This is a genomic window from Kitasatospora sp. NPDC056783 (genome assembly GCF_042789895.1).
Classification (GTDB): Bacteria; Actinomycetota; Actinomycetes; order Streptomycetales; family Streptomycetaceae; genus Kitasatospora.
Genome location: NZ_JBHUAF010000048.1, coordinates 1 through 13,588, shown reverse-complemented (window position 1 = coordinate 13,588; position 13,588 = coordinate 1). Strand labels below are relative to the sequence as shown.

The 13,588-nt window shown below is 71.5% G+C and carries 12 protein-coding genes; 10 read left to right on the top strand and 2 right to left on the bottom strand.

The genetic code is table 11. The features are described 5' to 3' along the window. Positions 1 to 70: 70 nt before the first annotated feature. The 8 genes from ACFRMQ_RS10505 (at position 71) to ACFRMQ_RS10470 (ending at position 10,556) form a co-directional block, all read left to right on the top strand. A complete protein-coding gene (locus ACFRMQ_RS10505; RefSeq protein WP_380729096.1) occupies positions 71 to 1,357 on the top strand; it encodes a helix-turn-helix domain-containing protein in 1,287 nt (428 codons plus the stop codon). After that, on the top strand, positions 1,354 to 2,238 hold the full coding sequence (locus tag ACFRMQ_RS10500; RefSeq protein ID WP_380729094.1) for a phosphotransferase enzyme family protein: 885 nt from the start codon (positions 1,354 to 1,356) through the stop codon (positions 2,236 to 2,238). Before ACFRMQ_RS10505 ends, ACFRMQ_RS10500 begins: the two co-directional genes overlap by 4 nt. A 295-nt stretch (positions 2,239 to 2,533) precedes the next feature. Beyond that, on the top strand, positions 2,534 to 2,920 hold the full coding sequence (locus tag ACFRMQ_RS10495; protein ID WP_380729092.1) for a roadblock/LC7 domain-containing protein: 387 nt from the start codon (positions 2,534 to 2,536) through the stop codon (positions 2,918 to 2,920). After that, entirely contained in the window at positions 2,917 to 4,380 is a 1,464-nt protein-coding gene (locus ACFRMQ_RS10490; protein WP_380729090.1) for a hypothetical protein, read from the top strand. Before ACFRMQ_RS10495 ends, ACFRMQ_RS10490 begins: the two co-directional genes overlap by 4 nt. Positions 4,381 to 4,453: 73 nt before the next feature. Next, on the top strand, positions 4,454 to 4,939 hold the full coding sequence (locus ACFRMQ_RS10485) for a response regulator transcription factor (RefSeq protein WP_380729088.1): 486 nt from the start codon (positions 4,454 to 4,456) through the stop codon (positions 4,937 to 4,939). A gap of 70 nt (positions 4,940 to 5,009) precedes the next feature. After that, entirely contained in the window at positions 5,010 to 6,512 is a 1,503-nt protein-coding gene (locus ACFRMQ_RS10480) for a LuxR C-terminal-related transcriptional regulator (protein WP_380729085.1), read from the top strand. A gap of 89 nt (positions 6,513 to 6,601) precedes the next feature. Next, positions 6,602 to 8,464, top strand: a complete 1,863-nt coding sequence (locus ACFRMQ_RS10475; RefSeq protein ID WP_380729083.1) for a glycoside hydrolase family 15 protein — start codon at positions 6,602 to 6,604, stop codon at positions 8,462 to 8,464. 10 nt (positions 8,465 to 8,474) lie between these two features. Beyond that, positions 8,475 to 10,556, top strand: a complete 2,082-nt coding sequence (locus ACFRMQ_RS10470; RefSeq protein WP_380729080.1) for an NB-ARC domain-containing protein — start codon at positions 8,475 to 8,477, stop codon at positions 10,554 to 10,556. Between the two features lie 132 nt (positions 10,557 to 10,688). On the opposite strand, the gene ACFRMQ_RS10465 is transcribed toward ACFRMQ_RS10470, so the two are convergent. Next, entirely contained in the window at positions 10,689 to 11,837 is a 1,149-nt protein-coding gene (locus tag ACFRMQ_RS10465) for a helix-turn-helix domain-containing protein (protein WP_380729077.1), read from the bottom strand. Positions 11,838 to 11,840: 3 nt separating this feature from the next. Beyond that, on the bottom strand, positions 11,841 to 12,269 hold the full coding sequence (locus ACFRMQ_RS10460) for an NUDIX domain-containing protein (protein WP_380729075.1): 429 nt from the start codon (positions 12,267 to 12,269) through the stop codon (positions 11,841 to 11,843). A 177-nt stretch (positions 12,270 to 12,446) separates the two neighbouring features. Here ACFRMQ_RS10460 and ACFRMQ_RS10455 point away from each other — a divergent pair, with 177 nt between their 5' ends. Together ACFRMQ_RS10455 and ACFRMQ_RS10450 are read left to right on the top strand one after the other, a co-directional pair. Further along, on the top strand, positions 12,447 to 13,409 hold the full coding sequence (locus ACFRMQ_RS10455) for a TauD/TfdA family dioxygenase (RefSeq protein WP_380729073.1): 963 nt from the start codon (positions 12,447 to 12,449) through the stop codon (positions 13,407 to 13,409). Continuing rightward, positions 13,397 to 13,567 (top strand): FxLD family lanthipeptide, encoded by a 171-nt coding sequence (locus ACFRMQ_RS10450; RefSeq protein WP_380729071.1) that lies wholly within the window; start codon positions 13,397 to 13,399, stop codon positions 13,565 to 13,567. The genes ACFRMQ_RS10455 and ACFRMQ_RS10450 overlap by 13 nt, the downstream gene beginning before the upstream one ends. The last annotated feature ends 21 nt before the right edge of the window (positions 13,568 to 13,588 follow it).

Sequence of the window (13,588 nt, the reverse complement as noted above, 5' to 3'; positions counted from 1 at the left end):
GTCCAGGTAAGAGATCTTCCCCGGGATGGAGACAACGAGCTTGTCCCCATCCCGGGTTGAGGGGGCCAAGGTGGCGGCACGACCCAACACGCTCCACCCGGAGCGTTCGCCTGAGGAGTGGCTGGGCAACGAGATCCGGCAGTGGCGCACGCTGAGGGGCCTCGGGCAGGACGAGCTCGGCGATCGGGCCCACCTCAGCGGCGACCTGATCGGCAAGATGGAGCGCGGTGAACGCAGATGCCTGCGGCATCACACCGAGGCGCTCGACGTCGCTCTGGACACCGGCGGAGCGCTCACCCGCAGCCTCGTGCTGGTGTACATGCGGGTGGACCCCCGTGGCGGGAGCGACCCCGCCGTCACGACGACGCCGAGCCCCTCCGCGGGACCTTTGAACGTCTCCGTCCCTGTCGTCGTCCCGACGCCCGTCGGTCCGGAGCCAGGCGCGACGGTGCGCCCGGGGGACGTGGCCCACGTACGATCCGCAGCCGCGGTCCTGCGTAGTTGGGACAACCTGCACGGCGGAGGCGGACTCGTGCGGGAGACAGCCGTCGCACAGCTCCGGTGGGCCGAGGCTCTCACCTCGGCCCCGTGCAGTGGTGCCTTGCGGCCGGAGTTGCTCACCGCCGTGAGCCGTCTGGCCTCGGCTGCCGGTGCCGTTCTGCTCGACGCGGGCGAGTTCGCCGAGGCCGGTCGGCGCCTTCGGTGGGCGACCGACCTCGCGGAGGAGGCGGGCGACTGGTCCGCACGTGCGGTCTCGTACAACCTCCGCTCCCGGCTCGCCACTTGGTGCGAGCACTACGACGACGGCGTGACCCTGGCCGAGTTGGGCCTTGTTCGCTCCGACCGGCTCTCCCCGGCCGAGCGCGCCATGCTGCACAACGCCGCGGCGCGAGGGCACGCCAGGTTGGGCAACCGCCAGGCGGCGCTGACTGCCATCGGACGGTCCGACGAAGCGTACGCCCAGCTCCGGGCCGCCGAGGAGTCTCGCTGGATGACCTACTACGACGCCGCCCAGCACCACGGCGACACCGGTCACGCCGTCTACGACCTCGCACTCGCGGGGCACACGGTCGACGACGCCCTCGATCGGCTCAGGACGGCCGTCGACGGGCACTCCCAGCCGTTCGCCCGCTCCAGAACGTTCAGCCGTACCAAGCTCGCCGGCCTGCTGCTGGTCACGGGGTACCCCGACGCCGCGCTGCCGGAGGCCGAGCGGGCCGTGGTCGAGGTCGCCCAGCTCCGTTCGCACCGGGCTTCACGGGACCTCCAGGATCTGGCGAAGCTCGCGCTTCGGTACGGACAGCACACCAGGCTCCAGGGCCTGCGCCACCAGATCGCCGCTACGGTAGGTGAGTGACCCCTGCGAGCGACTCCCACGCCGTCCTGCTCAGTGCGTGTGCCGACGCCGGTTTGTCCGCCGACGGTGCCGAGTTGATCAGACTGGGTGAGAACGCGTTGTGGCGTCTCCCTGACGGTGTAGTGGCCCGCGTCGCCCGGAGTGGCCAGCAGTCCGCGGCGATGCAGGAGATCGCGATAGCCCGGTGGCTCCACGACAGCGGCCTTCCGGTCGTCCGTCCGCTGGAAGCGCTCTCCGCTCCCGTCCTCGTCGGCAACCGGCCCGTCACCTTCTGGCACGAACTGCCGCCCCACCGCCCGGGCACCGGCGCCGACATGGCGCCCCTCCTCCGCAGATTGCACGACTTGCCAGTGCCCGAGCACATCGGTCTCGGCCGCCTCGATCCACTCGTCCGGCTCGCCGAACGGATCGACGAAGCGGTCACCCTCGACGAGCACCAGCGCCGCTGGCTGCGGGGGCACCTCGCCGAGTTGCAGGCCGCGTGGGACGAGCTCCCCGCCGGACGGCCGCTCTGCGTGGTCCACGGAGACGCCTGGGGCGGCAACACCGCGGTCACCGCGACCACCACGTACCTGCTCGACTTCGAGCGCTCCTCCCGAGGACGGCGCGAGTACGACCTCGCGACGATGGCGGCCGGCTTCACGAGCTTCGGCAGCGTGACGGCGAAGCAGTACGAGTCGATCTGCACCGCCTACGGCGACGACGTCACGGAGTGGCCGAGCTACCCGGTCCTGCGCGACATCCGCGAGCTGCGCGTCACCTGCTTCGCCCTCCAACTCGCCGCGGCCGACCCCGCGCGGCATCGCGACCAGGCCCACTACCGCCTCGCCTGCATCCAAGGCCGGGAGGGTGCTCGGCCCTGGGGCTGGACCGTCATCTGATCTCGTAGTCATCCGGACCTGGTTCCGACCGCACCACATCGCCCGTTCGCCGATGAGGGTGGGATCGCGACTCACCGCCCCCGGTTCGTATCGGTCTTCGAGCCCACCCGGCTCTGTTGATGGGGACAACCGGGCCGTCCCGGAGTTGTCCCCATCCACCCCCTCCCGCTCGCACCATCCCCTTGGCCACTCTGAACGTGTGGGAGACGCCACCCCGGCGATCCCACCGGGTCCCAGCCGATCCACGCGCTTCGACCCCATCTCCCCCACGTTCGCTCTGGCCAAGGAGGCTCACGTGTTGCGCCATCCGCAGTTCCTGAAGGACTTGGTCACCGGCACCGCCGGTACCATCGCCGTCATCCACGTCAGCCCCGAGGGGCTGGTCCTCGGCAGTTCGCCCGGGGTCGACGAAGACGAAGCCGATCACTGGGCGGCCGTCATGGCGGCGCTTCTCGCCGTGAGCAGCCGCGGTACCGAGATCATCGGCAGTCACACCGCCGAGCCCGGTCCCTGGGGTCACAGCGTGATCGAGGACCGATCCGGCCGCACGCTGATCCTCGTCGGTGCCAACGACGACTCGATGCTCGCCGTGGTGTGCGGGAGGAACGCCCACCTGGGCGATGTCGCCGCCCTGCTCGTCGAACTGGCTGACAGCACCGTCGTCGTGGGGGCTGCGGCGTGAACCCGATCTCCGTGAAGCGCCCCGCCCGCCCCCGGCACCCGTTGCCGCTGCCCGATTCCCTGGGCACCGTGCACATCCCCGACCCGCTCAGCCCCGGCATGGCCGGACTGGGCTCCTACCTCGCCCGGCGCCATGCTCGGGTCACGATCTCGCCCGTGCAGGCGTACCTTCGTCCCGAGTTGGTCGAGCAGCTTGTGCGCCACGGGGCCGTTCTCCGCACGGCCGCCCCCGGGACGGCCTCGTTCGTCTGGGGCGGTGACAACACCGTGAGCCACGACATCACCAGCCACATCGCCGGCCACGGCCTGCCCATGATGGGCTACGCACGGGCCGTCGAGCTGCTGGCCGGCACGGCACCGATCATGGTCGCCGTCGCCGGTAGCCATTCGACGACCATGGCTGCCGCCGCGCTCACCTGCGCGCTCGTCAGCCGCGATCCCGGTTGGATCCTCGCCGAGGCCCCGAAGGGGGATTCCACCGGCTACGACGGCAGCGGAGAGGTCCTGGTGGTGGACCTCTGCCCGGACAGCTCCAGCCACGAGACCTCACCGCCCGGTTGGCGCTTCCGAACCCTCGGCGAAGGGCTGAGCCCGACGGTGACGCTGGTCACCGCCGTGGATGCGGCACCGCCAACCTTCTGGAACCAGGAGGAGGCGCTGGACCAGATGGAGGCCCTCGCCAGGCGCAGCGACACCGTGGTGGTGTGGGCAGCCCAGCCCGGCTGCCAAGCGCTCGTGGACCGGCTGCACCGGCGCCCCGGGCCCAGGGTGGTGACTGTGGGCCGCGGCACCGACCTGGACGTGCAGGTCCTCGGGAAGTTCTGGACCGGGGACCACCACCGTGTCACCGTCCAGGCCGACGGCGAGCAGCACACGTTCACCGTTCCGGTCACCGGAGCGAACGACGCCATGGCCGTGGCTGCGGCGTGGGCCGCGGGCTGGGCACTCGGCGTTCCCGGCCAGGAACTGGTGGACGGGCTGAGCGCGTTCGCGGGCGTCGAACACTCACTGACCCGGCTCGGTTCGAACGGCGGCATCGACGTCGTCGAGTCCCGGGCCGTGCACCCGAAGGAGATCGCAGCCGACCTCCAGGGCGCCCGGATGCTCACCGAGGGCGCGGTCGTGGCGGTGTACGAGCCGTCCGGGCACCTGCGATCGAACGCCCTCGCCGGTCTGATCGCCGAAGCTCTGGACGCCGCCGACCAGGCCGTACTGCTTCCGGTCCACTCGACGTTCCCCCGAGGTCAGAACCACGCCGACGGCAGCGAATCCATCCTCAACGCCGGTTCCTCCGACACGCTGATCCGCTTCGAGCCCGACCTGCACCGACAAGGCCCCGCGCACCTGGTTGCCACCCTCGTGCAACAGGGCGACCTCGTCCTGACCATCGGCTCCCAGGCCGCCCGGCGGATCGGCCCCTCGTTGCTGGCCGCTCTCAACCAGCCGAAGCCCGCTCGATAGCCCCCGCCTCACCCCACACCCGTCACGACCCCGCTCCTGTTGGAGGTCCCCCATGCCCGCTCCCATCCCCACCATGCCCAATCTGTCCGACGCCGACGTGCTTCTTCTGCGGCAGGTGGCCTGCGGTGCCCTGTTCGGCGCGACCAGCCGCGCCACCGGAATCGAGGAGGCCAAGGTCGGTGCGGCAATCCTCGCCCTGCTGGCGAAGGTCGGTGCGAAGTCACGCTTCCACGCCTCCGCCTTGGGCGCGGGCTGGGGCCTGGTGACGGACGTGCGCGCGGTGAACCCCACCGGCAAGTCGCTGTCCGCGCAGCAGGTCGAGGTCCTCGCCGGTCTGGTCGGCGGCGAGGACGCGGCCGCCATCGCGCAGCGGCTGGGGCTGACCGTGAACACGGTGAAGACCTACGTCCAGACGATCCTGCGGACGCTCGGGGTTCGGTCGCGGGAGCAGGCGAGCGCGGCGGCCGTGCTGACCGGCCTGGTGTCGCTGCGGGCTCTGAGCGCCGACTGGCCGGACGTGAGGCTCGGCGAGCTCCAGCAGCCGGCGGGGGCGCGCTGATGCCGCGCCGCATCCGGATTGCCGGAGGTCCCGGGGTGCCGCTGAATCCCGTGGTCGGAGCGATCGACTGATGCAGACGAAAGTGCCGCCCACGGCTCTGACCGCGCAGCAGGTCGCGGTGTTGGACAGGGCCGGCTTCGGGATGACGAACGCGGCGATCGGCGCGGCGATGAATCTGGGCGTCGATACCGTCAAGGGCTACCTACGGCAGGTGTACGACCGGCTGGAGACGACGAACCGGGTCCACGCCTTCGTGCGGGCGTGGCAGTCCGGTCTGCTCCCCCACTCGGCCCCGGTAGGTGCTGCTCCGGTGCTGTCAGACGAGCAGAAGTTGATCCTGCGGATCTGGGGGCAGGGTGGGAATCGCCGCGACGTCGCCCGCGCGCTGGAGGTCCGGGAGTGCGCGGCGGAGCTCTACGAGGATGCCGTACTGGACGCGCTCGGTGCCTCCAAGCGCGTTGTCGCCGTCCGCCAGGCGCTTGAACACCAGCTGATCGATCCGACCGGGGACACCCTGGCCGACCTCACCACGGCCAGGGCGGCTGATTGGGGCCAGTCCGGCACCGGGCAATACCGGACGAGGCAAGGCACCGGTGCGTCCGCGCCCGAGGGCGAAGCGCAAGCCGGACCCGAGCGCCTTGATCCGCTGGAGCGCGCGGTCGCGATGCTGCGCTCCGCGCTCGGTCTGGCCGTGCACCTCGGTGCGCTGGCAGGCCTGCCGGAGGTGCCGTCGCTTGCAGAGGTCTTGGCCGGGGCGCCGCCCCGCGGAGCAGCGCCGGCCGTCGTGCGGCTGGTGCACCAGGCGCTGGCCCTCGGTCTTCCATGCGCCCTGGTGCTCCCCTCGACGGCAGTCGATCCCGACCGTGCCGTCGTGGCGGTAGGCCTGGGAGCGGCCTGGTCGTGCGCTGTCCGCCAGGGGGCGTACGGGGGCGCCGCCTCCTATCTGGAAGCGGCCCACCTGCTCGGGACACCGATGGACGAGCTGCTGATCGTGTGCACCGCCGACCAGGCGCCCGTGGCGGGAGACGGCGGGTTCCAACGGATCCTGACGACCACGAGCATCGTGCCGGGCACTGGGCCCCGGCGCGCTCCGCGGCCCAAGTTGAACGCGTTGGAACGCCAGATCGCCGAACTGGCCGCCCAGGGGCTGAGCGTCACCGAGATCGGCCACCGGGTCCATGCCGGGGATTACCTCGTCCAGTCCCGCCTGGCCGACCTGCGCCGACGCGCCGCCGCCGTGGACGACGCCCACCTCGTCGTCCGGCTGATCACGGCGGAGGCGATCAGCACCGAGCGGCTGCGCACCGAGTTGCCCGCACACCTGCCCGAACTGGATCAGGCGGGGCGGGCCGTGGCCGCCCTGATGTGTACCGGGACGCTGAGCGAGGCCGGGGCGAACGGCGTCGGACTGAGCCTGCGCACCGCCCGCGCGGTCGAGGGACGAGTCGTCCGTGCGCTCTCACGGCGCGGCAGCCGCACCCACGCTGCGGCCGTCGCCGTGATGACCGGGATCGTCACCCTGGCCCCGGCGAGCCCCACCCACTACCTGGAGCCGACGTGCCCGGTGGCGTGAATCCGGTCTTCGGTTACTGAAACAGCCCGTCGCGCACACCCCGATCCCGCCCCTGACCACCTTCCTCTCCACCAACAACAGGATTTCGCATGCCCGTTCCCCTCCCGATCGAGGGCTACGCCCCGATCGGCAACGGCCGCTCCGCGGCCCTTGTCGACCTCCACGGCTCGATCCCGTGGTTGTGTCTGCCGGAGTTCGACTCGCCGGCGGTGTTCGCCAGCCTCCTCGGCGACCGGCGCCACGGTTACTGGTCGCTCTCCCCCACCTCCGCTCAACCCCTCCCCGTCGCCCACCGCGCCTACCGCCGCGGCGGCCTGGTCCTGGACGAGGTCTGGGATCTCCCCGAGGGGACCTTGCAGGTCACCGAGTTCATGCCCGCGTCAGAAGCCGAGCGCCCCTCCCAGGTGATCCGCATCGCCAGGTGTCTGCGCGGTCGGGTGAGCATCACCTCCCGCATCGTCGTCGCCCCCGACTACGGTCGCACCCACGCCGCCCTGCGCGAGGTCACCGGACCCGACGGCGCCCGACGCTTCACCGCCGAGCACCAGGGCGCGATCCTGTGGCTGGACGGCCCCTCCCACCGGTCCCGACGGCGTGGAGCCGCCGCTTCCGAAATCGTCCTGACCGAGGGACAGCAGGTCGCCTACGCCTTGACCTGGCAGAACATCGGCGCCCCGGTTCCGCCCGTACCCGACGCCGACCAGGCGCTCGCCGACACGCTGCGGGAGTGGGCTGACTGGAACGCCCGTGTCACCCACACCGGACCCTACCGCGACGCCGTCCTCGGCTCCGTGGCCGTTCTCGGATCCCTCATCCACCGGCCGACCGGCGCGGTCGTTGCCGCCCCCACGACCTCGCTGCCGGAGCAGATCGGCGGCGAACGCAACTGGGACTACCGCTACGCGTGGCTGCGCGACTCCGCGCTCACCGTCCGGGAACTGCTGCGTGCCGGCCACTTCCTGGAGCAGGCGCGTGCTTGGCGGACGTGGCTGGTCGACACGATCGACGGCCCCACCACCGCACGGATCATGTATCGGCTCGACGGCAGCAGCGGTCTCACCGAGACCGTTCTGGACCACCTACCCGGTTACGAGGGCTCCCGCCCTGTACGGATCGGCAACGGCGCGGCCGGCCAGCTCCAGCTCGACGTCTTCGGGTACGTCGCGGACACCTTGCTGGCCGCCGAGGACGCCGGCCTCGAACCCGATGCCGCCGCCGACACGCTGCTGCTCGGGCTGGCCGAACTCGTCGCCGCCACCGCCCACGAGCCGGACCGTGGAATCTGGGAGATCCGCGGGCCCGAACGCCACTTCACCCACTCCAAGATCATGGCCTGGGTCGCGATCGACAGGACCGTCCGGCTCCTGCAACGCCGGCCGGACCACGACCGGGCCGCCCTGGTCCGGCTGCGAGCGGTCGCAACGCTCCTCCACGCCACCGTCCTCACGCGGGGCTACGACGAGGAACGCAACACCTTCACCCAGTCCTACGGCAGCCGCGAACTGGACGCCTCCCTGCTGCTCCTGCCGCAGACCGGCTTCCTTCCGCCCGACGACAAGCGGGTGATCGGCACCATCGAGGCCGTCCAACGTGAACTCGCCACCTACGACGGCCTCGTGCTGCGATACCGAACCCAGCCGAACGCCGACGCCAACGTGGACGGCCTTGTCGGCAAGGACGGCGCGTTCCTCGCGTGCTCGTTCTGGCTGGCCTCCGCGCTCGCGCTGATCGGTCGCACCGGCGAGGCCCGCGAACGCATGGACGCGCTGCTCGCCCTGCGGAACGACGTCGGCATCCTCGCCGAGGAGTACGACCCCGCTACCGGCCGCCAGCTCGGCAACACCCCGCAGGGGCTGAGCCACCTCGCGCTGGTCAACGCCGCCGTCGCCCTCCGCATGCCGTCCGCTCCTCCCCTTCCGAGTCCCCGGGGCGGCACCGTTGCCTCGTTCTGACGACCGATCCATGCCGACCGTCTCCAACAGCATCGACGGCGCCCGCGTTCACCACGCCGTCCAGGCGGGCCAGGTTCGTGACATCCACTTCCACAGCACCGTGCCGCCGCGACAAGTTCCACGACAACTCGAAGCGGTCACCGGGGTGTTCACCGACCGCGAGCACGATGTCGCCGCCCTGGACGGGATGCTCGCCGGTCTGCCGGAGGACACCGCTCCGGTGATCGTCATCACCGGGCCGGGCGGGATCGGCAAGAGTGCTCTGGTCTCGCGCTGGGGCCACCACCAAGCGGAGCGCTACCCGGACGGACAGCTCCTCGTCCAGTTGCGCGCGGGAGGCGTCGGCGGCCCGGCGCCTGCCCCCGAGACCGCCCGTTCCCTGCTGCGCGGGCTCGGAGACCAAGACGTACCACAACTCCCATGGCAAGAATCGGACTTGCAGGCACTATGGCGGTCCCTCGCCGTCACCCGGCGGCTGCTGGTGGTGTTGGAAGACGCCGCCACCGCCGACCAGGTGGTCCCCCTGATCCCCGCCACCAGCGAGTGCCTGGTCATCGTCACCAGCCGTTCACCGTTGCCGGCGCTCGCCGCTCTCGGTGCTCGCCATCACCACCTGGGCCCACTCGCGCCCACCCATGCTGTCCAGTTGCTCAGCCGAATCCTCGGCGAGGGCCGCGTGCGTGCCGAGCCAGCCATCGCCGAGGCCCTCGCTCGCGCCTGCGAGGGCAGCCCGTTGGCCCTGGCCCTGGCCGCCGGCGCGGTCGTCCTCGCCCCCGCACACTCACTCGCCTCCCACCCCGCGCTCGCCGCAACCGGCTTGGAGAGTCTCCCCATGACCACCGCCGTCGCCCTCACATCGCTGCCCGAACCCGAAGCTCGCCTGCTCCGCCTCGCTGCGCTGATCCCCGCGCCCGATCTCGACCACCTCACCGTGGCAGCCGCCACCGCCACCCCCGCCGCCCACACCCTGCAGCTGCTGCACGAACTCGCGGCCCGACAAATGCTGGAACACATCGGCCGCCAGCCCGTGCGCGGCGATGTCTACAGCATCCGCGTCGGCGTCCGGGAGCTGATCCGTGACCAGGCCGACACCCAGCGGCTCGTGGTGCAGCGCTATCTCGATCACCTGATCGCCACCGCCCAGGACACCGTCCAGCGCCTCACCCCGCACCACCGCGTCCTGCCGCGCCAGCACCGCCACCATCCCGCCGAGCCGGTGCGCATCACCGACGACCGCACCGCCCTGGACTGGCTGGAGGCCATCGCCCCCGCAGTCCTGCCCGCCCTCGCCGCCGCCCGCACCCTCGGCGAACATCAGGCCGCCACGGTCCTGGTCCACGACATGTGGCCCCTGTTCCACCGCCTACGGCGTACCGACCTGAGCCTCACCTGTCACAAGCTGGGCATCGACTCCGCCCGGATCTGGGGCCACCCCATGGCCGCCTACGAGATGACCACCACCCTGGCCATTTCACACAAACGCGTCGGGGAACACGAGGACGCCCTGCGGCTCTACTCGGAGGGCCGCACCCTCGCCACCGCGGACCAGGACCCCAACCGCATCGCCCAGTGCACGGCCGGCATCGGCGCCACCCTGTACGAGGCCGAGCGATACGCCGCCGCCGAACCCGAACTCGCCCGGGCCATCGAGCTCTACGCCGACCTCGATGATCGGCGCGGTGCTGGCCTCGCCGAAATCCTCCTCGGCTCCGCCGCCGCCCGCCAAGGCAACACCGACCTCGGCGTCCCCCTGCTCCAGCAGGCCCTCGCCGACCTCGAATCCCTCACGCCGCCCGACCCGCTGAACGTGGCCCGGGCGAAGGTCTTCCTGGGCGAGGCCCAGTCCCTGGCCCGCGAGCACGACGTCGCGGCAGGCACGATCAACATCGCCGTGCAGGAATTCGTGCGCCTCGGCCACCGCCACTGGGCGGCCTACGGCATCGAGTTCCTCGGAGAGGCCGCTCAACGCGCCGGCCTGCCAAGGGTCGCCGAAAGCTGGTACGCCGCCAGCCAGGCCCAGTACCGGAACCTGGGCAGCAGCCGCGACGTGGAACGCCTGCAGAGCCGCCTGCTCGCGCTGCTGCCCGAGTGACCTCCGCTCATCGCGCGGGGCGCTGCTCCGCACGCTGAGCGGCGCCCTCCCCACCGTCCCAGATGGTTCAGTCCAGAGCTCAGGGAATGTGAATCCGCCGTGTTCATCACCACCTCGCCATCAGGCCGGAGATCAGGCCGCTATCTCGGCCCGCAGCCGTGCCAAGGCATCGCCCGCGCGCTCCCGAACCTCGGGCAGGAGGCGGCCGGCCCGCACGACGCGCTGGAGCTGGTGCGGCAGATGGTGGAGAGTCGCCCCGTCGACCGCAGTGCCGAGTTGTCGCGCCGCTCCGGTCTGATCCCCCTTCCTCAGCAGCACCTCGCCGGCGGTGATCGCCGCGATGATCCGCCACTGGGACGTGGCTGCCAGACCGGCGACGGGCGCGTGGTCAAGCTGCTGGACGGCCTCCGCGACTCGGCCCGTGCTCATGAGTCCCCGAAGGCGGACCTCGTGCAGGGTGAACTCGGAGAAGAGGGCAGTGGGCGCCGCCTCGTTCAGGAGCCGACGGCCCTCCTCGATCGCGGCGTCGAAGGCGGCGGCGTTCCCGGCGGCTCCGGCCGCGCGGGCGAGCAGGACGACCGCCTCGGCTCGTTCGGTGGCGGTGCGAGCGGTGTCTCGGGCCTGCCCGAGCCGGTCCAGCGCGCGCAGGTACAGACCGGCCTTGCGCAGCTCGTTGCCGTGGTGGCGCAGGGCATTGGCGTGCAGGCCGGGATCTCCCAAGCGCCGGGCGACGTTCAGGCCCTTACCCGTCCAGCGGGCGGCGGTGGCCAGGCGCTCCTCCGGCAGGACGTGGCCGAGGGCGACGCCGAGGCCGACCCGGGCTCGGGCGAGCAGCCTCAGGGTGTCGAGGTCGGCGTGTCCGTCGGCGGCTCGGGCCTCCAGGCGGGCGACCAGCGGCCACAGCTCTGCGACGGCGGTGGTGGCTTGGCCGGCCTGGCGGGCGATCTCGGCCAGGCGCAGCACGGATTCGGCGAGCTGGATCACGAGTTGGTGGTCTCCGTCCGCTTCGTCGGTGATGCCGAGGCAGTGCGGTGGGAGGCCGAGGCGTTCGGCGATGTGGCGCAGGGCGCCGAGGTCGGTGATGGTGCGCGAGCCGGTTTCGATGCGGGAGACGTAGCTGGTGGAGTAGCCGAGGAGGTCGGCGAGTTCCTGTTGCGGGAGCCCGTGGAGTTCTCGGTAGAGCTGGAAGATCTCGGGCAGGGCTCTGCGGCGCAGGATGTCCTGTGCTCTGGGGGTGGTCCAGTGCCAGCGGATGCCGCCGAAGGGGTCGACCCGAGTCACCGGTCAGGCCTGTTGGTGCAGTTCGTACCAGCGGGTGATGGAGTCCTTGTAGCCCTGCGGCATGGCCAGGCCGGGCACCTCGTCGCGGTGGAAGAGGCCTGCTTCCTTGTGTTCGTGGCTGACGACCGGGGCCTGGTGCGCGTCGGTGGCGGTGCAGCCGTAGGTGACGATGAAGACCCGGCGACCGGGGATCGGCTCGTACATCCACACGTCCAGCAGGGGGCCGGCGGTGGCCGTCCAGCCGCTCTCCTCGTGGATCTCGGTGACGACCCGTTCTTCGGGGGTCTCGGTGCCCTCCAGCTTCCCGCCGGGCAGCTCCCACTCCTGGCGTTCGTTCTTCAGCAGCAGTACGCGCTGCTGCGGGTCGAGCATGACGCCCTTGATGGAGATCGGGAAGGCCTTTGGCACGTAGGGCTGTTCTGTCTCGCTCATCGCTTCTTCCGGGGCGCGTGGGCGGTCACGGGCGTGTCGAAGGTAGCAGTTGCGAACCGGCGCGATGCCCCGCAGCCCGGTGATCGCGCTTTGACAATCTGTCACTTTCCATCCGGTGGCCGGGGCCTGGAGAGTGTGTCGCCTCCCATTCGCTCGGTCCCACGAGGGAGTCTCACCATGCCGTCGTTCGACACCAGTGGCATCAGCAGCGACAAGTTCACCGCGGGCGGGCTGGAAGAATCGGTGCGCCGGCAGGCGGGTGAGGCGTTGCGCGAGGACGGCCTGCTGAGGCTCGCCAGGTTGGGCGGGCGAGACGATGTCCTTCTCGCCGCCGGCCGGTTGATGTCCTCGTTGCGGCAGCACCGGGATGCCGACCCGGACGGTCTCACCGTGATCCGCGACACCGGCCGCCACAGCGGGCGGCCGGGCTTCGCGGGCCTGGGGCGCGGCGCGCTGGCTCTGCACACCGAGTGCACGCAGCATCCGGATCCGCCGCGTCTGCTCCTGCTGGCGTGCGCGCGGGCCGGCGACAGCGGCGGTGAGACCCTGCTGGTGGACGGCCGGGCCGTCCTCGCCGAGCTGGCCGTGCAGCACCCTGCCGCCATCGAGGCATTCTCCGCGGAACGGGCCGCCTACTTCGGCGGGTCGAGTGGCCGCTTCGCCCCGGTGTTCCAGCAGCTGCCCGCCGGGCGGTGGCAGTTGCGGTTGCGCCAGGACGACCTGGCCCGGTTCTCGCCCGACGCCCAGGCCCACCTACCCGCCCTGCGCCAGGCCATCGATCGCAACACCCAGCGGCTTCGGCTGGCCCCCGGGCAGGGTGTCGTGCTGGACAACCATCGTCTGCTGCATGGCCGCACCGGCTTCTCGGGTGAGCGGCTGATACTGCGGGCGCTGGGCGATCCGGCCCCTGCGCTCGGTCTCGGGCCCGGCTTCCCCCACTCCTTCTGCCCTACCAGCCTCCTCGCCCCTCACGAGGACCCCGAAGGAGTTTCCGCGGGCTCGCTCGCCCTCGGAGGGCAGCCGTCCCTCGGCCCGCGGCATTGCCGCCCACCGACTCCTGGTGACGCGGGACGCATCCGCGCCCCGGCTCCAGGTCCCGCAAGGGAAACCCTCAAGGAGGAGCCACCATGGCTCAGATGATCCCGGCCGAGACCAAGGCCACCACGGCCGTCGTCAGCGGCGACGAGTTCGACCTCGACGTGCGCACCGTCGAGACCGCCGACGCGGCCAGCCTGCAGGTCCTCACCGACGACGGCTGCGGCTCCACCTGCGGCGCCTGCACCACCGGCGTGCACTGACCCTCCCGGGTGGTTCCCCGG

Excerpts from the sequence above, each read along its gene's own strand:
- ACFRMQ_RS10460 (WP_380729075.1), bottom strand. The coding sequence starts at position 12,269 with ATGAGCGAGACAGAACAGCCCTACGTGCCAAAGGCCTTCCCGATCTCC.
- ACFRMQ_RS10470 (WP_380729080.1), top strand. The coding sequence starts at position 8,475 with ATGCCGACCGTCTCCAACAGCATCGACGGCGCCCGCGTTCACCACGCC.
- ACFRMQ_RS10450 (WP_380729071.1), top strand. The coding sequence starts at position 13,397 with ATGGCTCAGATGATCCCGGCCGAGACCAAGGCCACCACGGCCGTCGTC.
- ACFRMQ_RS10455 (WP_380729073.1), top strand. The coding sequence starts at position 12,447 with ATGCCGTCGTTCGACACCAGTGGCATCAGCAGCGACAAGTTCACCGCG.
- ACFRMQ_RS10475 (WP_380729083.1), top strand. The coding sequence starts at position 6,602 with ATGCCCGTTCCCCTCCCGATCGAGGGCTACGCCCCGATCGGCAACGGC.
- ACFRMQ_RS10485 (WP_380729088.1), top strand. The coding sequence starts at position 4,454 with ATGCCCAATCTGTCCGACGCCGACGTGCTTCTTCTGCGGCAGGTGGCC.
- ACFRMQ_RS10480 (WP_380729085.1), top strand. The coding sequence starts at position 5,010 with ATGCAGACGAAAGTGCCGCCCACGGCTCTGACCGCGCAGCAGGTCGCG.